At 68.6% G+C, this 26,314-nt stretch carries 5 protein-coding genes (1 of these 5 running past the window's edge); all 5 read right to left on the minus strand.

What is annotated here, in order from left to right:
* Positions 1 to 21,302: the 5' portion of a hypothetical protein gene (locus WC969_12185; protein ID MFA6030606.1), read on the minus strand. 14,380 nt of this gene lie to the left of the window's left edge; 21,302 of the gene's 35,682 nt are visible here — the first part of the coding sequence; its start codon is at positions 21,300 to 21,302; its stop codon lies off the left edge, out of view.
* The gene (locus tag WC969_12190; GenBank protein MFA6030607.1) at positions 21,295 to 21,969 is read right to left on the minus strand and encodes a HEAT repeat domain-containing protein; all 675 of its coding nucleotides are present in this window, start codon (positions 21,967 to 21,969) and stop codon (positions 21,295 to 21,297) included. The genes WC969_12185 and WC969_12190 overlap by 8 nt, the downstream gene beginning before the upstream one ends.
* A gap of 173 nt (positions 21,970 to 22,142) precedes the next feature.
* On the minus strand, positions 22,143 to 22,622 hold the full coding sequence (locus tag WC969_12195) for a hypothetical protein (protein ID MFA6030608.1): 480 nt from the start codon (positions 22,620 to 22,622) through the stop codon (positions 22,143 to 22,145).
* Positions 22,623 to 22,955: 333 nt separating this feature from the next.
* Positions 22,956 to 24,560, minus strand: a complete 1,605-nt coding sequence (locus WC969_12200; GenBank protein MFA6030609.1) for a glycosyltransferase family 39 protein — start codon at positions 24,558 to 24,560, stop codon at positions 22,956 to 22,958.
* Positions 24,557 to 26,311: an SEC-C domain-containing protein gene (locus tag WC969_12205; GenBank protein MFA6030610.1), complete on the minus strand. Its 1,755-nt coding sequence runs from the start codon at positions 26,309 to 26,311 to the stop codon at positions 24,557 to 24,559. Before WC969_12205 ends, WC969_12200 begins: the two co-directional genes overlap by 4 nt.
* Positions 26,312 to 26,314 lie beyond the last annotated feature (3 nt).

Consider the following 26,314-nt stretch of genomic DNA (forward strand, 5'->3'; position numbering starts at 1 on the left):
TGCTGGTTCTGGTAGGGCTCGTACGGGTTGAAGAAGCCGTCCGACGCGTAGACGGTGGCGGTGAAGGTGGACGCCGCCTGCTGGACGGTGGGGATGCTCGTCGTCTTGCCCGTCGCCGAGCCCGGGTTGAGGTTCTCGCCGGGCAAGCGCAGGAGGAGGTTCTTCTGAGGCGAGCCGGTGTTCGCGAGCACGGGCACCGAGCCCTGGTTCCAGACGCCGGGCACGCCGGCGCCGGCGACGGTGAGGGTGACGTTCGTCGTGGGGCCGGGGATGGTCCAGTTGCCGCGCTTGGACTTGAGGGTCGCCGAGACGCTCATGCTGCCGCTGTTCCAGACGGTCGGGACGATGGCGGCCGCGTTGGCGTCGTTGTGGGTGATGCTCACGTTGAGCGGAGCGCTCGTGACCACGGTGTTGAAGAACTGGTCGGTGACGTAGAGGGTCGTGAAGAAGGTGACGCCCGCGGTGCTCGACTGGACGCCGCCCGAACGGCCGCTGCCGGTGCCGGGCGCGAGCTGCTGTCCGGGCAGGACGGCGACGATGCGGTCGGCGACGTCGGTGTTCACGACGATGTTCCCGGTCGTGCCGTTGATGAGCGGGTTGCCCGCCTGCTCGACCTTCAGCGAGCGCGTGCCGGACTTGCGGAGCAGGATGCCGAGGCCGAAGGTGTGCACGCCGTTGTCGGAGGGCTGATAAGCGTAGTTCGAGGGCAGACCGTTCCCGGGGATCTCCGGCGCACCGGGGTCGGGTGAGGAGAAGACGATGGTGCCGGTGAAGTTGCTCGCCACCTGGTCGAGGTCGTCGAGCGCGGTCACCGTCACCGTCTGGGCCGTGCCGGCCGTGTACGGGCCCTGGGAGGTGTCGATCTTGAATTTCGCGGCCGGAGCGGCGACCTTGAAATAGTAGCCGGGGATGGGCACGTTCGCGGGCGTCGAGAGGTTCTGGGCGCGGTCACGGGCGCGCACGCGCACGAAGTAGGCCTTGCCGCGCGTCCAGGCCGTGCCGCCCGAACCGAGGCCGGTGTAGGTCCAGCCGTGGGTCGCCGGATTGTAGGTCGTGGCGCTGACCCAGCGGCAGTTGGCCGGGACGTTGGGGGCCGTGCAGATGGACGTGTTGTCGTTGAGCGCGTCGGCGTTGAGGATGAAGGAGGCGCCGTTCCAGTAATAGTCGTCGGTGTCGGGGACCATCTTCGCCGTCGTCGACGCCTGCCGGATGGAGAGGAGCACGTCGGTCGGCAGCGCGACCGAGGACTGGGAGAGGCCGCCGCCGGGCGTGACGTCCTCCGCGCTGCCCGAGAGGGTGACGTTGTCGGTCTCGGTGTTGCCCAGGCCGTTGGGGGTCATCGCCGAGGCCGTCGGGAAGGTGTTGTCGATGAGGAACTGCTGCATCCCCTTCGTCGCCTGGTCCTCGGCGTTGCCGATGCGGTCGCGCGCGACCGCTTTGATGCGGTAGGTGTGGCCGTCGGCGAAGGCGAAGCCGGGGCTGCCGACCGCCTGCTGCCAGTTCGAGTTGTCGGTGAGGAGCGCCGGGACGGGCTCGCCGGTCAGCGTGAAGGTCGAACCATCGAACCACTTGGTGGAGTTGACGTCCTGCATGTTGAAGCGGACGCTCCAGGTCGAGTCGTCGATGTTCTGCGCGACGCCGGCCGGAGAGTCCGAGATGCGGCCCGAGAGGACGCTGAGCACCGGGCCGTTGCCGGGGTTGGCCATGCTCGCCCAATAGCTGCCGATGGAGGGCGTGTCGATGGTGATGGTCGGCGGCGTGTTGTCGAAGACGAAGCTGATCGTCGTCAGCGCAGCCTCGTAGTTGCCGGCCACGTCGCGCGCGCGAGTCGTGAGGTAGTAGGTCGCGCCCGTCTGCAGGCCGGTGACGTTGTTGTTCGGCGGCGGCATGTCGGCGTTCTGCTCCCAGGTGAAGTCCGGGGCCGCGCCGACGACCGGCATCTGGGCGAAGAAGCTGCAGTCGGCGCCGAAGACGCCGGGGGTCTGCCAGTTCCAGCACTTCGTGTCGGACTTGCGCTCGATCTTGATGAAGACGGTCTGCACGCCGTTGCCGTCGTAGGCGGTGCCGTAGATGTTCGTGAGGCGGTTGAGGACCTCGGTGTCGATGACGCTCGAGGACTTCGAGATCGAGGGCACGTCGTCGAGCGTGAACGAGGCGGTGGAGTAGATGAGGGTGTTGCCCGCCGTGTCGACGGCGCGCGCCATGACCTGGTAGCGGCCGGGGTTGCCGGCGAAGTTCGGGATGGAGGTCGAGGTCCAGAGCAGAGACGCCGAGCCGGGGGTCGAGCCCACGGCGACCTGCCAGGAGTCCTCGGGCAGGTTCGCGACGTTGAAGCCGGGGTTCGTCTGCTGCGCATTGTGCCACCAGTTGCCGCCGGCGCCGATGCGCTGATAGAAGCGGTACTGCACGCGGGCCACGTTGTAGTTGTCCTGCGCCGTTCCGCCGATCTTCGTGAGCGCGTTGAGGTACTTGGGAGGGGTCTCCGGGACGAGGTCGTCGTTGACGGCGCCGGGGTTCTCGCCGACCGCGGGGGGCAGCACGTTCGCGTTGACCGAGACCGCGGGCGCCGAGTTGTCGAAGGTGAAGGTCGTGCCCTGCGCGAGCGCGCTCTGCACGTTGCCCGCCGAGTCCGAGGCGCGGCCCTTGACCTCGTAGATGTGGCCGTTGGTGAGCCGGTCGGGGCCGGTGGCGGGAGGGAGACCGGCCGAAGTGCAGAAGAAGCCGATGCCGCAGGGCGCGGTCTCCCAGGTCGTCGAGAGCCAGGCGGTGTTCGCGTTGTAGCTGAACCAGCCCAAGCCGGTCCAGTACAGGTCGCTGTTGAGGTCGCGCAGGTAGAACTGGCCGCCGCTGGCGCCCGAGGCCAGGGCGTTGGGGTCCGCCGCGGTGCCCGTGATGCTGGCCAGGGTGTTGAGGAAGAGGCCGGTGGCGTTCGAGTTCTGAGGGTGGCTCTGCCGGGTCGGCGCCGTGATGTCGGAGTTCGGGTCCGTGGTGTCGTAGGTGAAGACCACGGGGTCGCCCTCGCTGGAGAGGCTCGAGCGGGCCTTCACGCGCACGCGGATCTGGTAGCGCTTGTTGTCCTGGAAGTTGAAGGTCCCCGAGGTGAAGCTCCAGTCGGAGACCGTCGCGTTGACGGTCGGGGTCGTCTGGGCGGTGAACCAGAGGGGCGGCACCGAGCTGTAGTTGTTGCCGTCCCAGTACTGGCCGCCGTAGGTGCTGATGGCGATGGAGGCGACGCTGACGCCGAAGACGTCCAGGGCGGTTCCCACGATGCTCCCCAGCGTCTTGCGATAGCTGTTGTTGGTGGGGACGGTGACGATCGCGGTCGCCAGCGAGGTCTCATAGCTGAAGGTGACCGACGAGATGACCGTCTGCACGTTCGAGGCCGGGCGCGTGTCGTCGGCGGAGTTCATCCGGATGCGGTAGGTCTTGCCCGAGACCAGGGCCGGCCGGTTCGCCGTGATGTTCCAGGTGTAGGTGTTGCTCGTCGTGCCGACGAGCTGGTCCACCGCCCAGAAGCGCTCGCTGGAGAGGGTGAAGCTGGAGCCGCCGTTCCAGTACGCGGCGACGACCGGGGCGACTTCCTGGATGGAGACCGTCATGCTCGAGACCCCGGAGATGCCGGCGCCGGGATAGTTGTCCTTCGCCGTGCCCTGGATGGCGGCGAGGGCGTTGATGACCGCTCCCTCCGCGGGGAAGGCGGCGTTCGAGGTCGGCGGAACGTGGTCGTAGATGAAGTAGCGGTCGCGGCCGGTGTCCCCGTTGCCGAGTCCGAGCTCCTCGACCTTGCCCGCGGTGTTCGAGGACAGGGTGACGATGTGATACTCGACGCCGTTCTGAAGCTTGCCCTCGGTGAGGTCCACGTAGGACCAGTCGTAGGGCGGCGTGTTGTTGACCGTGGGGACGATGAGCCAGAACGGGGTCGGCTGGTTGACGCTGAAGCCGGCGCCGTCGTACCACCACCCGTCGGAGGTGCGCTGGATGCCGATGTAGAAGCGCGTGGCGTCGATCGTCGAGACCGGGTCCGAGGCCGTGCCCTGGATGGAGGCGAAGGAGGAGAGCGCGTACGTGCTCGGCGAGGCTACGAAGGACTGCGGCAGCTGGGTCGTGAAGGTGAAGGTCGAGGCCGTATAGTCGGCGATGTTGCCGGCCTTGTCGATCGAGCGCGCGTGGATCGAATAGTTGACCGAGTCCGCGAAGAAGTTGTTCGCGTAGGGGCCCGTGGACCAGTTCAGCGTCCCGCCGACGTCGTACCAGGCCGTGCCGGCGGCGCCCTCGGCGATGCTGAAGCTCGGCGGGTAGCTGCCCGGCAGCCAGTAGCTGTTGATGTCGTTGCGCCGGATGCGGACCTGCACCGTGGCGAGGAGCACGTCGTCGGTGGCGACGCCGCTGATGGTGGGCAGGCGGCTGAGCGTGAGGTTCGCGGCGATGGCCGGGCGCTGCAGCGTGATGCTCGGCTTCACGTTGTCGTAGGTGAAGCTCCACTGAGCGACCGGGCTCGCGTAGTTGCCCGCGCGATCGAGCGCGCGCGCCTGCACCGTGTAGCCCGTGTTCGTCAGGAAGGGGATGCCGGCCGAGTTGTACCACCACGGCGCGCCCGTGGGAGGCGCGACCTCCGTGGCGCTCGAGGTCTGCAGCCAGCCCGAGCCGAGGGTGTGGTCGCCGTCGTTGACGTTGAAGCCGGCGCCGTCCCACCAGGACTCGATGGCCGGGTTGTTGTTGCGCACGGCGAGCTCGATCTTGCTGACGCCGGCGCCGCGGCCCAGACCCGCCAGGACGGAGTTCGCGTCGCTGGCCGTGCCGTCGATCTGGGTCAGCACCCGCACATGGGTGGAGGAGGGGTTCACGATGTAGCTCAGCGGCAGCGTGGAGTCCCAGGTGAAGGTCTGCGTGGACATCGCGGAGACGTTGCCCACGAGGTCGGTCGCGCGCGTGTTCACCGTCATCAGGGCGTTGTCGTCCCAGCCCAGGCTCGCGCCCTGCCCGAAGTCCGGGAGCTTCGCGATGCCGTAGTTCCAGGTGTCGCTGCCGGTCACCGTCGTCCAGGTCTCGGCCACGCTGCCCCACGCCGCGACCCCGTCCCAATAGTAGTTGGGGGCCCCGACGCTGCGCTTGACCCGGACCTCGACCTTCGAGGAGCGGGCGGTCGGGAAGCCGGAGGGATAGGCGGGCAGGTCCGAGGAGGTGCCGGTCATGTCCGCCAGCGGGTTGGCCGGGCCGTAGTAGTTGTTGCCGCTGGCGACGAGCGCGCCGCCGACGGGCCGGTTCGAGTCGCCGGCCGGCGCCCAGTTGTCGATGACGAAGGTCGCCGTCGAGGCGTTCGTCTGGACGTTGCCGCAGCGGTCGGCGGCGAACGCGTAGACGCGGTAGACGCGGCTGAGGATGCCGCGGTTCATCCAGTCCCCTCCCGCGCCCGTGAGCGAGGGGTGGGTATAGGACCAGGTCGTCGCGTTCGAGCCGGGGACGGCGACGACCGCCGGCGCCTGCGCGTAGGCGACGGTGAAGGTCGAGGAGCCCTCGTTCCAGTAATAGGTCGTCCCGCTCTGCACGTAGGAGATGACGAGGTTGACGGCGTTGACGCCGTCGAAGTTGTCGATCACCGTGCCGCTCGTCTGCGCGACGGTCCGATACGGCGCCTGGTCCGAGGGGCCCGTGACCGCCGCGGTGGGCGTCGCGATGTCGTAGGTCACGTTGGCGAGGGTGAAGGAACTCGACCAGTTCTGGACGGGATAGGCCTGGTCGCCGCCGATGACCGAGATGCGGTAGCTCCTCGCCGGGACCCAGCTCGTCGAGAGGCCGCCGTTCGAGTACGACCAGTTGCCCGACCAGTTGCTGAGCGACGCGTAGCCCGCGGGATTGAACCAGGAGCTGCCCAGGTCCTCCGTGAGCCCGTTCGAGAAGCCGCCGCTGTTGTTGTAGTAGAAGGTCGCGCCCCCCAACAGGTACTTGATCTGCACCTTCACGTAGAAGCGGCCGGCGATGCTCGCCGGGATGCCCGCCCCCTGCGGAGAGTTCAGGTCGGTCACGGAACCGAGCACGTCGCCGATGCTCCGCGTGTAGTAGTTGTCGGAGGGCGGGTTCGTGAAGACGATGGTCGGCGCGGTGAGGTCCGCGTAGAAGCTCACCGAGGACTTGTTGACGACCCTGTTCATCTGGCTCTGGGGGTTGCCGGCCTTGTCCACCGCGCTCGAGACGAACGTGTAGAAGTGCTGATCGAGCAGCGGCGGCAGCGCCGTCACCGCCCAGTCCGTACCGCCGACGACCGCCTTCGTGGAGGCGGGTCCGGGCTGCTGCCAGGCCGTGCCGTCCCAGAAGGCCGGGGGGTTGAGCGGGGCGGCCGGGGTGCCGTGGTCCTTGATCTCGAGGGAGACGTAGTTGAGCTGGCCCGGAGCCGTCTCGTAGACCGTGCCCGTCGCGTTGACCACCGAGTAGGTCGTGCCGGCCCACATCGACAGGATGCTCGCCGTCGGATACGAGATGTCGTAGTTGAAGCTGATGGGCGCGGCGGGCGCCTCGATGTTGGGGTTGAGGCCGCCGCCGGCGTTGTCGAGCGCGAAGACCTGCAGCTGGTAGCCCACGCCGTCGAGCCAGACCTTGTTCGGCGTGAGCGTCTGCCAGCTCCAGGTCGAGCCGATCGTCCAGTAGGTCGCGGTCGAGTAGAAGGTCCCGACCTGCCAGGTCGCGCTCGCCTCCTCCCACGCCTCGCCGACGTGCCCGGCGTCCATGCGCTTGAGGAAGACCTGGACGCCGTTGGGGTTCTTGATGTTCGAGGTGACGGCGCCGATGACCGGGTCGCTCGTCGCGCCGTCGAGCTTGGGCGCGGAGTTGACGAAGCCCCCGGCCGAGGGGTAGGTGATGGTCGTCGTCGGCGAGGTCTGATCGATGGAGAAGGTCACCGAGTGCGCGAAGGGCGGCGGCAGCTCCTGGATGCTCGCCGCGTTGAAGCCGCGGATGGAGACGGTGTAGGTCGTGTTGTTGATCCAGTAGGGCGTGGCCTCGCCGACGACCGGATAGCCCCAGTTCCCGCCGACCGGATAGCCGGTGCGCGTGGCGGTCGCGGCGTCCACCGTGCAGTCCACCCAGCCCATCCCGACGGTGCCGCCCCAACACTTCCCCGTATCGGCGCGCTTCAGTTGGATCTCGACGCGGGCGGTGTCCAGGTTCGCGAGGCCCTGGAAGGTCTTCAGGTCGTTATAGGGGATGGCGAGCGGCGCGGCGAGGGTCGTGGTGGCCGGAGGCGGCTGGAAGATCATGCGCACGCGGCTCGTCGACCCCGTGAACGCGGGGGTCGACCAGTTTCCGGCGGCGTCGGTCACGCTCGAGATGACGATGTACGCGCAGTTGACCCCGAGCTGGGAGTCGATGCCCGCCGAGTTGAAGGTCCAGTTCCCGGTGAGCGTGTCGAGCGACGCGAGGTTGAGGATCGGGTCTATCGACGACTGCCACGCGTTCATGACGTCGTTCCAGTAGTAGCCGGCATGGCTGATGTCGCAGTCGGGGGAGGGGTTGCCCGCGTCGCTCTGGATGGCGACCCACATCGTCTGCAGGCCCGAGGAGGAGAGGTTGACGACCGGGTCGACCGAGGTGCCGCCGAGGCTCCCGAGCGAGGAGACGATGGACCCGTCCACGCTCGCCGGGCTCGAGACGCCCGTCTTCGGCCGCGTCCCGTCGAAGCGGATGCTGATGACCTGGGTGTTGGTCAGGGGCCAGACGCCCAAGTTGCCCGCGTAGTCGGTGGCGCCGACGCGCAGGGTGTAGCGGCGTCCGTCGGGGCCGCTGGGGCAGGCGTCGGAACGGACATAGTCGGTGGCCAGCTTGGTGAGGGTCCAGACGTTCCCGGCGAGGGTGGCCGTGGACTGATACTGGGCGATGCTGTTGGTGCCCCAGCCGAAGCCCTGGCGCCAGTAGGCGTTGGCCGCGAAGAGCGTGTGGTTGCCGCCGACGCAGCTGCCCGCCGGGGTGTTGGCGAGGGTGACGTCCTGGAGCTGGACGCTCACGTAGCTCACGCTGCTGATCATGTTTCCGCCGGTCAGGATGTCCGTGAAGGTGCCCGAGGACATCGCCAGACCCGCGGTGCTGACGAAGACCAGCAGCGGCTGGCTGATGGTGACCGTCGGCGTCGAGCGATCGACGAGGAAGTTGGCGGTCGAGACGGTCACGGCCGTGTTCTTCAGGTTGACGTCGTCGGCCTGGGTCGCGACCTCGTAGCGGTAGCCGTCCTGGAAGAGCGCCGGGGTCACCACGGCGTTCTGGCTCGTCCAGTTGACGACCGTCTGCGCGCCGCCGTAGAGGTCGGTCTGGAGGTAGAAGGGACCGTCGTTGGCGACCCAGCTGGCGCCGTTGTAGCAGGTCTTCACTCCCGCCGAGGTGATGCGGCAGACCTTGAGGGCGACCGTGTTGAGGCCGACGCCCTGCGGGGAAAGCGCGGATTGGTCGTCGGCCTGGCCGGCGAGCGGCGTGAGCCCGCCGCGATAGATGAGCCCGCCGACCGGACGCGTGGAGTTGGAGACCGGCGGGAAGAAGTCCACGAAGAAGAGTCCGTTCGGGCCGGTGGGAGCGGAGAACTGGTGTCGGTTCGCGTTGCCGGCGTTGTCGACGCCGCGCAGGAACACCGTATAGGTGCGCGGCGCGGTCTCGGCGGCCAGCGTGGCGGCCAGCGTCGCGTCGGTGAAGGTGAAGGTCCCGGCGCCGAGCGTCGCCGGGCGCCAGGCGGTGTTGCCGTCGAAGGCGTTGAAGGTCGCGCCGTTCCAGTAGTTCGCGCCGAACTTGATCGCGACCTGGACGGCGGAGATGCCCGACTCGGCCGGCGGCGCGAGCTCGCTGAAGGAGCCGGTGATGGAGGAGAACGCCGCGACGTATTCGTTGTTCGCGGGAGAGAGCAGCGTCGTCGTCGGCGCCGAGGCGTCGTAGGTGAAGGTCAGCGACTGCTCGGGGTTCTCCGTGTTCCAGGCGAGGTCCACCGCGCGGCTCTTGACCGTGTACACCATGCCGTGCGCCCAGGAGGGGATCTGGTCGGTCCCGCTCGGATAGGCCCAGCTCAGCACCGTGGAGGTGCTGCCGCCGATGCCGCCGGCGACGCGGTAGTTGGGGGTCGGCGTGAAGCCCCCGGCCTGCGTGCCCTGATAGTAGTTGTTGCTGACGTCGAGGATGGCCAGCTCGACGCGGTCGAGGTTGGACTTGCTCTCGGTCCCGCCGTGATGCCAGTCCTGCGCCGTGCCCAGGATCTGCGGCAGGGTGTTGCGTCCGTAGAAGGTGTTGTTGATCGGCGTCGTGATGGAGCTCGAGGGCTTGTTCACGTCGTAGATGAAGATGACGGACTGACTCTGCCCGCCGCCCGCCGAGAGGTTGCCCGCCATGTCGTAGGCCAGCGACTCCGCCTTATAGGTGTGGTTGTCCTGCCAGGTCGGGGCCGTGAAGGTCCAGTTGTCGGTGCCGCTGACGATCTGATAGCTCGATGCGGCCACGATCCAGCCCGAACCCGCGTACCAGACCTTGTTGGGAACGTCGTCGGTCTGCGTGAGCTGGAGCACGACCCGGTCGACGCCGGCCGGGGAATCGACCGAGGTGCCTTTGAGCTGGGCCAGCCCGCGCGTCGCGCTGTAGGCCGGCCAGCCCAGCATCGGCGTCGAGATCTTCACGGTCGGGCCGTTGCGGTCGAGGACCATGGTCACCGTGCTCCCCGCCTCGAGGTTGCCGGCGTTGTCCTTGGCCTGGAAGCCGACCGTGTAGACCGTGCCGTCGTTCTCGATGATGGAGGGCGCGAAGTGGATGCCGTCGCCGGGCGGGTACTCCCAGAGCAGGGTGCCCGTCGAGCCCGTGATCTTGACCGGCAGCGAGACCGGGGCCAGGACCCAGCCGGCCCCGCTCCAGTACGACTCCTTGCCGACGGGGCCCGTGGTGATGCGCAGGTAGTAGGTCGCGGCCCCCGAGAGGTCGGCGTTGGAGGTGCCGCTGATCGTGTTCAGGTTCTGGATGTACTCGCCGTTCTTCGGCGTGAGAACCTTCGAGGCCGGCGGCGTGCCGTCCACGGTGAAGTCGATGGTGTCGCCGCCCGGGTTGCTCGGGACCGAGAGGTTGCCGACGACGACGCCGTTCCAGTTGCGGGCGCGGTCGCGGGCGCGGACCTTCGCGCGATAGGCCCTGTCGTACTGCCAGTCGGCGCCGTTGAAATAGGAGGTCCAGGCGGAGGTGCTGTTGGCCGCCTGCCAACTCACGCTCTCGAAGGTCGTCGAGGAGAACTTCGTGCCGTTGCTCGTCGAGGCGGCGATGTAGTAGTAGCTCGTCGAACCCTGCAGATACCAGAGCACGTACTCGACGCCGCTGAGCGCGTCGCGCGAGGGGTAGAGCGCGGCCTCGGCGTCGGAGGCGGCGCCCGAGAGCGCGCTGCCGCCGTTGAGGTCGGCGGGGCGATAGGCCTTCGTGTGGATGGGCTGGACGAACCACGCCGTCGGCGGGTTGAGGTCCACCTTGACCGTGCGGCTCGAGATGGGGATGCCGAAGGTCGTCTGGGCGTTGCCGGCGACGTCTTCCGCGATGGCCAGGACGACGAAGGTGGCGCCCGAGGTCAGGTTGCCGGTCAGGTTCGTGTTCGTGTAGGACCAGGGGGTCAGGCCCGTGGCGGAAAGCTGCGTCGTCGGGTCGGAGCAGAGCTTCGTGAAGCCGGTGCCCGTGAAGCAGGTGTTGATGTCGGGGTACATGACCTGGATCTTCACGCTCGCCACGCCCGAGCGCATGTTGTTGCCGAAGGCGCCCGGCGGGTCCGCCGAGGTGCCGCTGAGGGTGTCGAGGTTGAGGTAGACCTCGCCCGAGGAGGGGTGCAGGAGGTAGCCCGTCGGCGGGTTCTTGTCGTAGGCGAAGTGGAACTGTCCCATCGAGCCCTCGACGCTCTCCTGGTTGCCGGCCTTGTCGCGGCCCCACACGTAGATGTAGTAGTCGACGCCGTCCTGCAGCGCGGGGTTCACCAGCGTGGCCGTGCTCCAGTTGAAGCCGAGACCGAGCGGGGTGGTCGTGACGGAGAGTTCGCTGGTGACGGCGTTGTAGACGTTGAAGCCGCCGCCGTCCCAGTAGTTGCCGTCGTAGCGCTTGATGCGGATCTTCGCCGTGTTGATGGAGGGCAGCGCGTCCACGTTGCCGGGGTCGGTGAGGGCGCCGCCGAGGCCGGGCAGGTTGCTGAGACATGCGTCGACGCCCGGAGCCGTCGGGCAGGCCGCCGCCGCCGGGCTCGTGACCGTTCCGACCGGCTTGGTGTCGTCGACGATGAAGCGGCGGTTGATGGGGACCGTGGTGACGCCGGCGCTGTTGTAGCCGGTGACGGTCAGCGAGTAGGAGGAGTTCCCGGTGTGGTAGGGCACGAGCAGGCTGCCCAGCGTGAAGGACCAGGTCATGGGACTCGCGCCGATGTTGACGTTGACCGGGGTATAAGTGGAAGGATCGTTGTTCCAGCTCGGGTTGACCGCCGAGTCGTACCAGTAGCTCGCGGGCTCGCTCAGGCGGTTGAGCTGCAGCCGCACGCCGCCGATCTGGCGCAGGTTGTAGCCCGTGCCCTGGATGACGGTGATGACCGGCGCGCCGCGGACGTAGCTGATCCCGTCGGGGCCGGGCGGGCTCGTGAGGATGAGCACGGGGGCCGGAGTCTCGAGGTTGAAGGTCGTCTCGACGCCCGAGCCCTCGTCGTGGACGTTGCCGGCCTTGTCCACGGCGCGGGTGATGACCGTGAAGGTCGAGCGGTTGTCGAAGGGCACCGCCGAGGCGTCGTAGCTCCAGGAGAAGGTCGTGCCGCTCACGTTCGCGCCGATGACGCCGTTGGGGTTCCAGACCTTCGGCACGTCCCATTTCGCGCCGGCAGCGTCCCAGTACATGCCGACGTGGCAGGGGTTGCCGCTGCACTCCGTCTCCTGTATGGCGAGGTTGACGTGGTCGAGGGTGCCGGGCGAGTCGTCCTGCGCGGTGCCGGTGATGGCCGAGATGTTGGCCTGGTACCCGCTCGGGGAAGTCGCCATCGAGGTCGGCGGGGTCGTATCGTAGATGAAGCTCGTCGTCGTGATGACGGTCTGCACGTTGCCGGCCCGGTCGTGGAGCACCCGCGAGGAGACTTTATACTGGCGAGGGCTGGTCAGCGCGCTGGCGTGGAAGGCGTAGGTCCAGGTGCCGCTCGAGTCTCCGACGAAGGCCGCCGTGGACCAGACCGGGAGCGAAGCGGAGAAGGCCGCGCCGTCCCAGTAGAGGTTCGAGCCGACCATCTCCTGGATCGCGACCGTCACGCTCGAGGCGTCGATTCCCGACTGGAAGTGTCGTCCGCCGGTGGGCTGGTCGCAGAGCGGATTGGCCGCGTCGACCTGGTTGAGGAGGAAGCAGAAGCGGTCCTCGGCCGTGCCCTGGATCTGGGTGAGCGCGACGCTCGCGTAGCCGTTGTCGGCCGGGAAGGTCCCCTTCGCGACGGGGGTCGTCAGGTCGACCGTAAAGGTGTAGGTGCTGTAGGCGTTCTCGAGGTTGACCGCCGTGTCGCGCGCCTGCACGTTGACGTCGTACTTGTAGCCGTCCTGGAAGCCCGAGAAGCCCGTGAAGGTCCAGGGCATGAGGCCGACGCGGTTGGCGTTCGAGAACGACTGCACGCCGGTCCAGAGGCCGCTGGCGAGCGACCAGTACCAGCTGTCGGAGCGCTTGACGATGAGCTTGACGTCGTTGACGAGCGAGGGCTCGCGGCCGCCGACGCCCTCGAAGTCGTCGGCCGAGGTCCCGGTGATGGTCGTGGGCGCGTGGCCGATGTAGGTCGGCGGGTAGGTGACGCGCGAGAAGGGCTGGGCGTTGTCGTAGACGAAGCTGTGCGCGGGCTCGGGGCCCGTCTCGAAGCGGAAGCCGTTGTCCAGCCGGGTGTCGGTCGGCGTGACGCTCGGGTTGCCGGCGTTGTCGGTCGCGCGGACCCAGACGCGGTAGCGGCGCGATTCGAGGTCGGGGGCCGGCAGCGTCGGGAAGGCCTTCGTCCAATCCTTCGAGCTCCCCACTCCCTGCCAGTTGCTGTACTTGTTGACCGAGTCCGAGTCCCAGTTGTCGCCGAGGGCGCCGCCGTTGAGGTTCGTGCCCTTCCAGTAGTACTGGAGGGCGTCGAGCTTGAGGAGGATCTGGACGCTCGCGAGGCCCGAGGCGCCGAAGAGCTCGTCGTCGGCCGTGCCGACGAGCTGACCGAGACCGACCGCGTTGTAGTAGCCGTCGATGCCGGGCGCCGTCACCGCGGCGGAGGGCAGCTGGGTGTCGTAGCGGAAGGTGTTGCCGCCGGAGAGCGGATTGTTCTCCGGGTTGTTCGCCTGGTCGTAGGCCGCGCTCACCACCCGGTAGGTGTTCGAGGAGGTCAGCAGGCCCGCGGGGATGGGCGTGGACCAGGTCACCGACATCTGGTCCCACAGGGAGTTCGAGGAGATCATCACCCAGCCCGGGGAGGCGGGCGGGTCGGAGGGCGTCAAGCCGCTGTCGAAGGCGCCGGTGCCCCAGTTCCACCAGCCGATGAGGCCGCCCGTGCCGGAGATGTGCTGGATGGCCATGTAGACGGAGCGGACGCCGCCGTTGGGGTCGGTCGCGTCGCCGGAGAAGGTCGTGAAGGAGTTGCCCTGGCTCGTGTTGTTGCCGGGGACGTTGACGACCGCCGCGGGCTTCGCCGAGTCGTAGCGGAAGTACTGGTAGTGCGTCGAGGCCGCGGGGTTGACGGTGTTGTTGGTCCAGTTGCCGATGAGGTCGCGGGCGCGCACGTGCAGACGGTAGCTCGCCCCGTTCTGGAACGCGGTCGAGGCCCAGGTCACGGGCGAGGTGCTCCAGGAGGCGCCGCCGGTGTAGACGTTCGTCGTCCACTGGATGTCCGCGTTGCCGAGGTCGAAGAGGCCGGTGGCGGCGTTCCACCACAGGGTCTCGGAAGTGCCCGAGGAGACGGCGATCCAGACCTCGGCGACGCCCGAGGCGAGCGTGCCGACGTCCGAGACCGTGCCCGAGGCCAGCTTGAGCTGGCGGACGGGGTCGGCCGGGACGTTCGAGTACGGCGCGTTCGGCGGCGGGGAGGCCGGCCGCGAGATCGCGAGGGTCGGCGGGATGTTGTCGAAGGTGAAGGAGAACTTGGGCGGCGCCGTCTCGTTCTGGTTGACGTTGTCCTTCGCCTTCGAGTAGACGAAGTAGCGGGTGTCGTTCTGGAACGCGCCGGCCAGGGTATCCGGAGTGCCGGCGGGGTAGTCCCAGTGCGTCGCGTCGACGACGTGGGCCTGCCGCCAGTTCGGCACGCCGACGAAGGAGTAGGCGGAGCCGTCCCAGTCGGGACCGGTCGCGGGGTCGGTCGTGATGCGCACGTACATCGTCTGCAGGCCCGAGAGGGCGGCGTTCGCCGTGCCGGTGATGGAGGAGACGCTGTTCGCGTAGCCGCCGTTGATCGGCCAGGTCACCGTCGAGACCGGCGGCGTGCCGTCCACGATGAAGCTCCAGGTCGAGCCGGCGAGCTCCGAGGTCCAGCGGCTCGCGTTGCCGGTGGAGACGGAGACGTTCCCGTCGGCGAGCGTCGTGGCGTCGTGGGAGCGGGCGGTCACGAAGAAGGTGCGGTCGCCCTGGCTCAGGTAGTCGGCGGCGAGCGGCTTGAGGGCGAGCACCCAGTTCGTGCCGTTGCCGTGGAGCGGCGGGTCCGGAGGCGTAGCGCTGTTCCAGTCCACGGCGTTCCAGTAGTGGCTCGTCGCGCCCTGGAGGTACCAGAGGTGGATGTCCAGGCCGCCGATGAGAAGGCCGGCCGAGGTGCCGTTGGTGAGCGGGTCGAGCGAGACGCCCTGGATGCCCGTGGTCTCCGCGTCGGCCGGGGTCAGCGCGGCCGCAGCCGGCTGGGTCACCGAGATGGAGGGCGGCGTCTTGTCCACCATGAAGGTGTAGGAGGAGCCGTTGGTCGCGAACTCCGCCTGCACGTTGCCCGCGAGGTCGCGCGCGCGGACCTTGATCGTGTAGAAGCCGCTGCCCGCCTGGAGGTCGAGGTTCCCGTTCGTGTAGCTCCAGGTCCCGTAGACGACGTCGACGCCCGCCGACAGCCACTGGTTGGCGGGGTTGAGCTCGCCGAAGTTGGCGCCGTTGAACCAGTTGCCGTTCTGCTGGCTCTGGATGGAGATGTCGACGCCCGCGATGCCGGAGGGGTCGTAGTCGCTGTTGCCGAGCACGGGGTCGAAGTCGGCCATCGTGCCGCGGATGGTCCCGAGCAGGTTCATGATGGAGTGCGACTTCGGGGAGGTGATGGCGGCGGTCGGCTTGTCCACGTCGAAGCGGAAGTACGGGGTGTCCGACTCCGCGTTCGTGTTGGAGTTGCCCGCCTTGTCCTTCGCGTAGCTGCGGACCCGGTAGCGCAGGCCGCTCTCCCAGAGGGAATCGTCGGTGAGCTTGGCGTCGTAGTAGGTCCAGTTGCCGCCGCCCTGGTCGGCCGCGAGCAGGTTCGTGCCGGGCGGGGTGACGAAGGTCGAGAAGACGGTGGACCACTCCCGGTTGTCCTTCTCCCGGATGATGCGGAAGTAGGTCTGGGAGGCGTCGAGGCTGCCGCCCTGGGCGGGCGCCGTCGGGTCGTTGATGTTCACGGTGAGGGCCGTGAGCTGGCTGCCGTGGTAGCCGGAGCTCACCGCGTCCGGCAGGACGAGCGTGTTCACCGGGCCCGAGGAGTCGATGACGAAGGTGCGGTTGTCCACCGCCGCGCCGCAGACCGCCACGTTGTTGCAGACGCGCAGGGAGACGCGGAAGTTGTGGTTGACGCGCCAGGTCGTCGGGAAGGTGTAGTTCCAGTCGGCGCCGACGAGGACGAGCGGGACCGGGGTCGGGATCCAGTGGGTTCCGTAGGAGGCCTGGGTCCAGCCGGCGCCGTCGAAGTCCCAGGAGCCGTCGGTCTCCTGGATGAGGAGCTGGACGTGCGTGTCGCCGTTGGCCGTGCCGACGAGGGCGGAGAGGCCCGCGGGAGCGTAGAAGGGATAGGAGGCCTGCCCCGTAGGCGCGGGCGAGGGGGTCTGGATCGCGCCCGACTGGGCGACGTTGGTGAACTTGAAGCGGATGTGGTTGCTGTTGTCGCTGTAGGCGTTGAGCGGGTTCTCGACGTTGTTGACGGTGTCGGAGGAGTAGACGATGACGTGGTAGTACTGGTTCGGGGTGAAGCTCACCGTCAGCGGCAGGGTCCAGACGCCGCCGGAGACCTCGAAGAACTTGCGCGCGCCGGTGAAGGAGCCGCCGCTGGGGTCCGTGAGGCAGATGTTCGTGCCCGGGTTCCCGGCGCCGTCATCCTGGCAGATCGCGACGAAGGTCTTGCCGAGCCCGGCGTGCGTGTCGCTCGCGTTGCCGGTGATGCTGGGCACGCCGGTGACCTGGGAGTTGTTGAGAGGCGAGGTGACGGCCGTCGACGGAGCCTGCTTGTCCACCTTGAAGAAGCGCGTGGAGCGGTAGCCCGCGTTCCACTGCGCCTTGATGATGGTGGGCGGGCTCTCCTTGTTGGGGTTCCAGGTGAAGCCGGAGTCCACCGCCGCGTCCTTCCCGCGCACGCGCACGCGATAGTTGCGGCCGGTAATGAGCGACTCCCAGAGCTTGCCCGCGACGCCGATGTCGGTGCTGTAGGTGTAGCTGCCCAGGGTGACCGACATCGGGAGCCAGGACGCCTCCTGCACGCAGGTCTTGTCGAAGGACGTGCCGCCCCAGCAGGACTGGGTGTCGTCGCTGTCCTCGATCTGGACCTCCTCCAGACAGACGTTGGGCGCCCCGCCGGGCCAGCCGCCCGAGGGTCCGCCGCTCATCGAGCAGGAGGTGTCGGTGCCCCAGCCCAGGCCCGTGGTCGGCTGGTCGACGGCGGTGCTGATGATGACCGGGAGGCTGTAGCCCGTGTGCGAGGAGTACCAGGTGTCCTCGAGCGGTATGATGAGCGTCGAGGTCGGGGCCTGCGTCTCCCACTGGAACACCGTCGCCAGCGTCATGGAGGAGGTCTGGTTGACGTAGGTGGCGCTGGTGTTGTCCAAGGCCCAGACGTAGACGTAGAAGGTGTCGGTCGAGCGGCTGTTCCAGAAGTCGCCGCCCGTCGCGCCGAGGGGGTCGAGCTTCCAGGTCGTGCCCACGATGCTCGTCGCCGCGAGGTCGGCGCGCGAGGCCTGCCAGTTCATCGGCGGCTCCTGATACCACTTCCAGTCGCTCTGGCGCTGGACCCCGATGCGGACCTCCTTGACCCCGGCGACCTGCGCGCCGATGACGTTGGGCTCGTCGACGACGTAGCCGGTGAAGTTGTTGGGCAGGGTGACGACGGGGCCGCCGAAAGTCGTTCCGGAGCTGACGCTGAAGTCGGTCTTGAGGTCCGCGTTGCTGTCGAGCATCGGCGCGGAGTAGTCGAAGATGAATCCCCAGTCCCAGGCGGTCTGGTTGCCGGCGACGTCCTCGATGAGGGCATGGAAGAAGTAGTCGCGCCCGTTGATCCAGGGCACCGCGGAGGCGAAGGCCACCGCGTACGAGCTCGTCGTGCCGGCGGTCAGCAGGATGTGGCCGGGCTGGCTCGTCCAGGAGGCGTTGGCGACGTCGAAGGGGTTGTACTGGCGGTTGCCGGAGGAGCCGTTGTAGGTCAGGGTGTAGGAGGCGACCTTGATGCCGGAGCCGGTGCCGTCGTTGAGGTAGAGGCGGATGCTCGTCAGGGGGTTCGAGGAGTTCCAGAGGCCGACCGTGGAGCTCGTGTCGAGCAGAACGCTCGTGTCCTGGGCCAAGGTCACCCCCTTCGTGCTGATCTTGACCTGGAGGATGTTCGGCACCGTGCGGTCGAGGCGCAGGTACTTCGTGTAGCGAGGCCCGGTGTTCGTCCCGGTGGAGTTCCCGGCCGAGTCCGACGCGTAACTCTCGATCTTATAGATGAGGCCGTCCTGGAAGGCGGCGCCGGTGAAGTCCCAGCTCCAGGACTTGTCCTCCATGGGGTTGACGAGCGAGACCACGACCTCCTTCCACATCGCCTCGGGGTCGGCGCCGCCGGCGCTGACGAGCGCGAGGTCGTTCGGGCGCAGGTAGCGCAGCGGCGTGCCCACCGCATCGACCTCGGTGATGCGCGAGAAGATGTGGGGCAGGTCGTAGGAATCGGCGACGTTGTCCTGGATGTCGCCGCCGATGCTCGAGAAACTGCGCACCCAAGTGGCGCCCGCACGCGTGTCGGAAAGCCCTGCGGGGGAGGTCAGCGTGAGGGTGGGACAGCTGATGTCGTAGATGAAGGTGGTGTACCCGCTCGTCCCCTTCGTGGACTGGTCCACCTGGTGGCCGGCGGCGTCGGCCGCGAACGCCGAGAGCCGGTAGCGGTGGCCGTTCTCCCAGGCCGGGAGCTTGATCTTGGTGCCGCCCCCCGCCGTTCCGTCGATGGTGACGATGGTCTCGCCGACCTGGGGCGGGCTGAACACGCTCTGCGGCGAGCCCGTGGCATCGGTGGACATCCAGATCTGCCAACCGACGGGCCCCTTGTTGCCCGCGGTGCTGAAGGCGACCCAGGTCGTGGGGTCGGAGGGGTTCGTCGTGGCGTCCTGGACCATGAGCTTGCCGGTGGAGAGACCGGTGCCGAGGTCGCTGAACTCCACCGCGATGGAGTTGACGGTGTTCGTGGCTCCGGCCACGGGTCGCAGGACGCTGATGGTGGTGGCGTTGCGGTCCAGGGTCACCGCGCAGGTGCTCACGAAGCCCGTCCGGTAGGGGTCGCCGATGCCGCCGTCGTTGGTGCGCCCGCGCACCGCGATCTCGTAGGGACCATCGGCTCCCGCCGTGAAGCCGTCGAAGCCGCCGGGATCGCTCTTGCGCAGCCAGTAGGCGGTGGCGTTCGCCGAGAGCTGGGCCGGGATCCACATGGTCTCGGGCGTCAGGAACGACGACGCGTCGAGGAACGCCGAGCCGTTCCAGATCTGCCCCGTCTGGGTGTTGATGATGCGCACGTCGGCCGCGGAGATGGTGGACTGACCGACGTTGTTGAAGCCCACCGTGCCGCGGATGACGTCGAAGCCGAGGCTGACGCCGGGCGGCGGGGAGGTGATGGTGGCGGTCGGCACGGTGACGTAGAAGGTGTTCGCCGCGCTCAGCGAGTAGCCCGAGGCGGGGTTGGCCAGCTCGATGGTGTAGGCGCCCGCCGCCGCCGCGGTCGAGATGCGCAGGAAGGCCGTGACCCCGGTGGCCCCGAAGTAGGTCATGGAGGTCACGGCGATGTCGGGCTCTATGAGGCCTGTGCCCGTGTTGATGAAATTGAGGCGGATGGTGGCGCTGCTCAGCGGCGCCGTCGTCTCGCCGGTCCAGTTCATGAAGCCGCTGCCGGCGATGCGCAGCGAACGGGACATCCCCTCGGTCCCTTCGTTGCGCAGGATCGAGCCGCCCGAGACGTAGCCGTTGGTCCCCGGGTCCAGGTCGCCCACGCTGGTGATGCTCGGCGGGTTGATGGCCAGCGACAGCGGGTCGTCGGAGGTAAGGGCGCGGTCCTTGTCGTAGCGCGAGGGATACTCCTGGCCGTCCGGCATCATGAGGCGCAGGTCGTAGTCGAAGCCGGCGGCCACATAGGTGGAAAGGGTCAGCGTCGCGCGGAACTGGGTGTCGCTCACATAAGTGAAGGTGCTCGCGATCTCGGTCTGCGACTCGCTGCTTTTGAGGAGGATGAACTTCGGGACCTTCCCCTGCGCGGGGATGATGCCGTAGCCGAGGTTGGTCCCGGTGAAGGTGAGGTCGAAGGTGGGCCTACTAAGGAAGGCGTCCCGCGCGGAGAGCTGCTCGGTGGTGCGCACGGTGACGGTGGGGATGGGGAAGGTCGAGGTGATGACCTTGTCGAAGTAGACCTTGTTCGTGTCGTTCCACATGATGGGCATCGGGTCGTTCGCCTCGCCCCAGAAGCCGAGCTTGGGGAAGGCGAGGTCGGCGCCGGTGACGAAGGTCTTGATGGCGGTGCACTGGTTGGTGCCGGTGAAGGTGCTGCCGCAGACCATGTAGCGCATCGTGTCCTGGTTGTTGTTCACCCAGAAGAAGTAGAGCTGCTTGGCGACCGAGGCCGTGTTCGGATAGGTGATGCCGACCTCGGGGTAGAGCAGCGGGAGCGCGCCCACGCCGCCCGTGCCGCTGGTGTCCAGTTCGGTGATCGTGCTGAAGGTCGCCGGAGCGGTGCGGCGGCGATAGGTCACCCGGCCGTTGTTGTTGATGTAGACGAAGTGGACATAGTCGCTGTTGACCTCGTTGACGGCGGAGGCGCTGTAGCCGTCCTGCTGGTCGATGTTGGCCATCAGGTAGGGCGGGTTCGTGCCGACGGTGTCGGGGTTGACGCCCGTGTTCGTGGCGTCGCCCATCTCGATCGCGGCCGGCGTGACATGATAGCGGGTCCGGTCCAGACGCAGGTACGACGCGTCCTGCCCGTTTCCGTTGTCGCCGAAGATGTTGTCGAGGCGCGAGAGGAACAGGGTCTGCGGGATCGTGCCGCTGGGAAGGACGGGGACCGCCACGGGCTGCGAGAGGGTGTCCAGCGACATATCCACGCCGGAGGAGCCGGCCGTGACCTCGTTGCAGTAGGTGTAGATGTGCATGGGGTCGGGAGAGGCGCCGCCCGGCAGGTAGTCGGTGGCGTCCCGGGACAGGTTGGTCAGGACGACGGTGCCCATGCCGTCGAGGGCGGCGAGGTTGCGGTTGGCGTCCGCGAAGAGCATGACCTGGTCGTTGTTCACCGCCGCGCTCGAGTAGACGACCAGCGCCGTCCTCTGCGCGATCGGGTCCCAAGTCTGGGAGCTGCCGCTCTCGACGCTCTGGCAGGTGTTCGCGCGGATGGCCATCCTCTGGCGCCGGATGCCGTTGGGGCTCCAGGTGATGGAGCCGTCGGCGCCGAGCGTGCCCCAGCGCAGGAAGAGCTTGTTGCCGGTCGTGTCGTTGGCGCGGCCGCTGACGAGCGAGCCGCCGCCGCCGATGTTGACGTTGGCGTCGGCGGCCGCGACGTAGACGCGGTTGAGGTTGGGCGCGTACCAGATGCTCGGGTTGCCCCAGGCCGCGTCGGGCGCGATCTGCAGGAACGGGAAGACGTCGGCCTGGTCGCCCCAGACGCCGTTCTCGTCCCGGCCCTTCCAGTCCAGCCCGTCCCTCGAGAAGCGCCACACCGCGCGGTCCGAGGGGATGGCCATGCGGAAGAAGGCCCAGTACCCCACGCCGGGGACGTAGATGAGGTTGTGCTGGCCGGCATAGCCCGCGCTCGAGCCGCCGGTGCCGAGCACGCGCACGGCCGAGCGCACGGGCGCCGAGAGGAGCGCCGACAGGAGCAGCAGCCCCGCGGCCAGGAGCACGGGACGGCGGGAGGTCCCGTTAGCCACGGAGCCTCCCGAGCGCCGTCTTCGCCGCCGCGCGCACCGACGCGTCGGCGTCCTTCGCCGCGGCTTGGAGCGCCGTCTTCGCCCCGGAGGCGCCCTTCCCCACCAGGCCCAGCGCCGTCGCGGCGTAGGCGCGGACGTCGGCGTCGGGGTCGGAGAGCGCTTCGGCGAGCGCGGGGACGTGCTTCCTCGCCGCGGGACCGGAGAGCTTGACGAGGGCCTGGCCGCAGTAGAGCCGCACGTCCGAGCGGCCGCGCAGGCAGGCGAGGAGCCGGGGGGCGTCCTCGACCATGCCGGGCCCGGCGGCGTCGACGACGAGGCCGGCGGCGCGCACGGAGAGGTCCGGGTCGTCCAGCAGTCCGAAGAGCGGCGCCGTCGCGCGGCGGCCCATGCCGTGGAGGATGGACCCCGCGATGAGGCGGTCGCGGTCCCCGCGCATGGCGCCGACCAGGGCCTTCACGTCGGCGTCCTTGAGGCCGGCGACGGCCTTCTCGGCCGCCGCGCGCTCCGGACCCTGGGGGCGGGCGAGGTCGCGCGCGAGGAGACGCCATTGGGCCGCGGACCGCGCCGCAGCCGCCGGGACGACGGGAGACGCCGAGGGCTCCTCCGCCCGGACGGGGACGGACGAGGCCAGGGTCGCCAGGAGGAACAATCGGGCGATCGTTACCATACGCGCGTGCGCGCAAATGATAAGGCCTCGGCGTGGCATAGTGGTTACGCTTTTGCGTCGTCCTGCGGCTTGTCCCTGGGGCTGTGCGTGCCTTCGGGAGCGCGCCCGGCGCGATGCCGTATGGCGAGGATGGGCGCGGGACCGGGCCGGGAGGCCCGGGGAGGCCTCGGGCCTCAGCAGCGCAGGGGCAGAGACAGGCGGGCGTCCGGCGAACGGAAGGCGGAGAGGGAGGGCTCGGCGCGGGCGGCGCGGACCGGCAGGACGGTCGGCGCGGGCGGCACGACGGCCTGGACCCGGGGCTCGCGCAAAGGGGCCAGGGCGGAGGAGGCGTCGCGTGCGGGAGCCGGAGTGTGCGGGACCCTCAGGGCGCTGTCGAGCACCCCCCCCCGTTCGAGCAGGTCGAGGAGACGGCCTTCGGCACGGCTGGACAGGGAGGCCTCGCGCAGGAGCGCGCGCTGGCCCGCGCGGAACTCGCGGCCGAGCGCGGCGCGCGAGACGGGCCGGTTATACATGTCGCGCAACTCGATCCCGTCGTCCGCGGCCTCCGCGACGGGGCTCGCGAACAGCGGGAGGGCCGCGATAAGACAAAACGCCAGAAGCCCCAAAAGCACCCAGAGCTTGCCGGCGTTCTTCTCGGCGTCCATGTTTTTCATGCCCAAACAGGAGCCCGGCCTCGCCAACTATCTTACCCCTCTATCCCGAAGATAGCAAGCTGAGGCCGGGCCAAATCTTTCTCGTGCCAGGTCCGCTGCTTTCGGCAGCCGGGCTGCGTCCGTGACGCCCCTTGGCTTTGCGCCCCCGGCTCGCGCCGTGCCGCATCCTCGATGCTCTGAGGTCCGGCACGCACCCTGTTCAGGTGCGGGTTTGCCATTGTCGCTGCAACTTCCCTTCCCGACTAGTATAACCCCGGCGCTTGATTTGTCAAGACCCAAACCCGAAACGCCTCGCTCAGAGCTGTTTTCTCGTCGATGAGCGCGGGCGTGCGGCTACGGCAGCACCCGGTAGACCGCCGTCCGCTCCCTCGCGTCCGTGAAGTCCTTTTCGAAGAAGCGGGAGTCGGAGAGGAGCCTCTCGAGGAGCGGTTGAGCCAGGGCCTCACCGGAAGCCGTCCGCGTCACCGTCGGCATGGACGCGTCCGCGGAGGCCGACAGGATGCGGGTCACTCCGGACCCCCGGGCCCAGCGCGCGAGTTCGAGCGGGGCTTCGACTTTCGGGATCCGCCAGCCCCGTCGCCCGGTGTACAGGTAGAGCCGTCCCTGCATCTCCGCGGCGAAGACCTCGTCGGGGCGCGTGTTCTCGCGGATCCAGCGGAAGGTGTTCAGCGCGGGAGTGTTGACGGGCGTCGCCCAGTACAGCGAGGCGCGCAGGTGATGGACGTTCAGCGGGGCGCAGAGCAGGAGTCCCGCCGCCAGCGCGCCCCAGAGCACGGAGGAGGCCGCCCGCGCCGGCAGCCTGCGCGTCCACGACTCCAGCCCGCGGAAAAGGTAAAGGAAGACGAAGGGCAGGATCGGGAGCAGATACCTCGGCGCCTGCTTGAACCACACGAGGAGGACCGCGGCGTAGAGCGCGACATGGATGCGGGCGCAGCGCTCCCAGCCGGCCTCCCCCTCCCGACGGGCACCCCGGAGAGCCGCCGCGGCGCCGACGGCGACGGTCAGGGCGCCGAGGACTCCGCTCGCGAACGGCTCCGGCCAGGAGAGGAACACCTTCACGAACACGGCCCGGAGGTAGAACCACGCGTTGCCGCCGACCAGCGTCCACGCCTGCGCCAGCCCCGCCTCCCCTCCCGCGAAGGGCGCCCGAAGCTCTCCGAGGTAGACGGTCCCGAGCCCCGCGTGGAAGACGTTGCGCAGATAGAAGCCGCCGACGGGCGCCAGCCCGGCGGAGAGACAGACCGCGGCGGAGCGGAACCGGCCGGAGAAGAGCAGGGCGAGGGCCGCGGAGACGGGCAGACAGATCCCGTTGGGACGCAGCAGGGCGCCGTAGCCGGCCAGCGCCCCGACAAGGAGCCAGGTCTTCGCATCGTCCCTCTCCCAGACCCTGGAGAGCGCCGTGAAGACGAGCGCCGTCCAGAGAAGATAGGGCCCTTCGGCGAGCACGGCGCCCGACAGGGAGACGGCGATCGGGCTGGCGCCGAAGAGCGCCAGCGCGGCGAAGCGGACCCCCGAGGAGGAGGAGGCGCGCCAAAGCCGCTCGAGCAGGACGAGGGCCGCGCAGAGCAGCAGGATCGAGTAGAGCTGGAGGACGACCGACGTCTCCGCGAAGAACGCGAGCAGGGGGGCGAGCAGCAGGGGGTAGCCCGGCAGGTACTGGATGAACGCCGCTTCGGTCGGGGCGTGGAGCTGGACATAGCGCCCCTGGAGCAGGGACTTCGCCCCGATGAGATAGAAGGCGTCGTCGTTGAAGTAGCCGACGAAGTAGCTGCGCAGCGCCAGGACATAGACGACGGCCAGGGCCCCGAAAAGGGCCCTGAACGCCCACCGGGACACCCCCCCCTCCGGCGAGGACGACTCCGGCGCGCGGAACATGCAGCAGCTCTTGAACTTGCGTCCGCTGCCGCAGGGACAGGGGGCGTTCTTCGCGGCGCTCATGTGCTGAAATCCGGCTCCATCCGGAACACCTCGGAGAACTCCTTCTGCGCGAGCGCGTCCTTCCCCAGCCAGAGCAGGATCGAGCCGAGGTTGTAGTGCTCCCAGACGAGCTGCCGCGGCTCGCGCGACCCTCCCGCGCCTCCCGGCCGCCGGAGCGTCATCGGCCTCTCATCGGACGAGGGGACGAAGACCACGCCGGCATGGTCGATATAGGCGGGCTTCCAGGCCGGGTCGCGCCCCAGGGCGCGCAGAAGCGGGACGACGCCGGGGTCCTGGAAGGGGTCGATCAGGAAGTAGCGGACGGGGTAGCGCGCCGTGAACGCCGCCAGGGGGACCTTCCCGCCGGCGATGTCCCAGTACGACGAGAAGAACGCGCGGCCGTACGCCTCCACCCCCCGTCCGTCGATGAAGACCTTCCGGTCCGGGAAGCGCCACAGAAGATAGTTCCCCGCGACGTAGTTGTTGAAGGCCGGCCCCTGGAGCCCCGCGTCGACGACGTAGTCGCACGCTCCGACGGGAGAATGGAGGGAGGAGAAGCCCGTCCCGGGCGCGAGGAAGTATCCTCCTCTCCGATAGAAACGGCCCGACGCGAAATCCTGCGCGCTCCAGAGGAGGGCCCCCGCGAGGAGAACCCCCAGGACGGGCTTCAGCCGACGCGGCGCGAAGGACGGATGCGCGCCGACCCACTCCTCCAGCGCCTCGCGCAGGTTCCACAGAGCGATGGGAAACGCCAGCACGGCGATGAAGAGCAGGTTGCGCTGGGAACGGAGGTACATGCCGAGGAACGCCGCCCAGACCAGCCAGTGCGCGGCGGGGACGCGCCGGCGGTTCGACAGGAGGCACAACGCCGGGAGCCAGACCGCCAGCTTCTCGATCTCGAACCAGCCCGTCTCCCGGAAGTCCGCCCAGCTCGAGAAGGTCGGAGCGAACTCGTGGATGTTCGCCTCCATGGAGAGACGGGCGCTGCGGAGGGTGTGCAGGAGACAGGCGCCGAAGCGCGGGTTCGCGAGGCAGGCGAGGAGAGCGGCTCCCGCCAGCACCGCGAGGTCCCGCGAGCGGCGCAGGCCCTCGCTCCAGGCCGTTCCCGCCCAGTACAGGACGATCAGCGCGATGCCGAGCAGATAATAACCGTGCATGTTCGCCCAGAGGGCCTGGATGAGCGGGATCACCCAGAGCGGAGCCTTCTCCCCCCGGCGTCTCCTTTCCAGCACGAGCAGCTGCACGGCGATGAAGAGGGCGCTGAACATCTCGGGCCGGTCGTTGAAGCGCATGGCGGCGGCATGCGCGGCCACCGCCAGTCCGCCGATGTTCAGGAGCTCCCAGCCCGGACGGCGGACCGAGCGCAGGAGCACGCCGAACACCGCCAGGAAGACGGTCATCCTCAGAAGGAGGACGCCCCCGGCGGAGAAGCGGGAGTACACCCCGTAGAAGAGCACCTGCGAGAGCCACTCATGGACGACCCAGGGCTGAGCAGGGTCCGTCCAGGAGAAGAGGTTCGCATGCGGGATGAGGCCGTGCTGGACGATGTAGCGGCCGATGCTCAGATGGAACCACAGGTCGGGGTCCCAGATCTTGAAGTAGAGACGGCAAAGGAGGAAGGCGACGAAGGCGGCGAGGAGGCCCCCGCGCAGGAGCGGAGAATCCGCGGCCGCGTCCGGCCCGGCCGCGGCCCCCTTCCCGCTGCTGCAGCAGTCCTTGGCCTTGCGGCCGCTGCCGCAGGGACAGGGGGCGTTGCGGGAGGTCGGACTCAAGAT

This window comes from Elusimicrobiota bacterium (genome assembly GCA_041660925.1).
Taxonomy (GTDB): Bacteria; Elusimicrobiota; Elusimicrobia; order UBA1565; family UBA1565; genus JBAZUV01.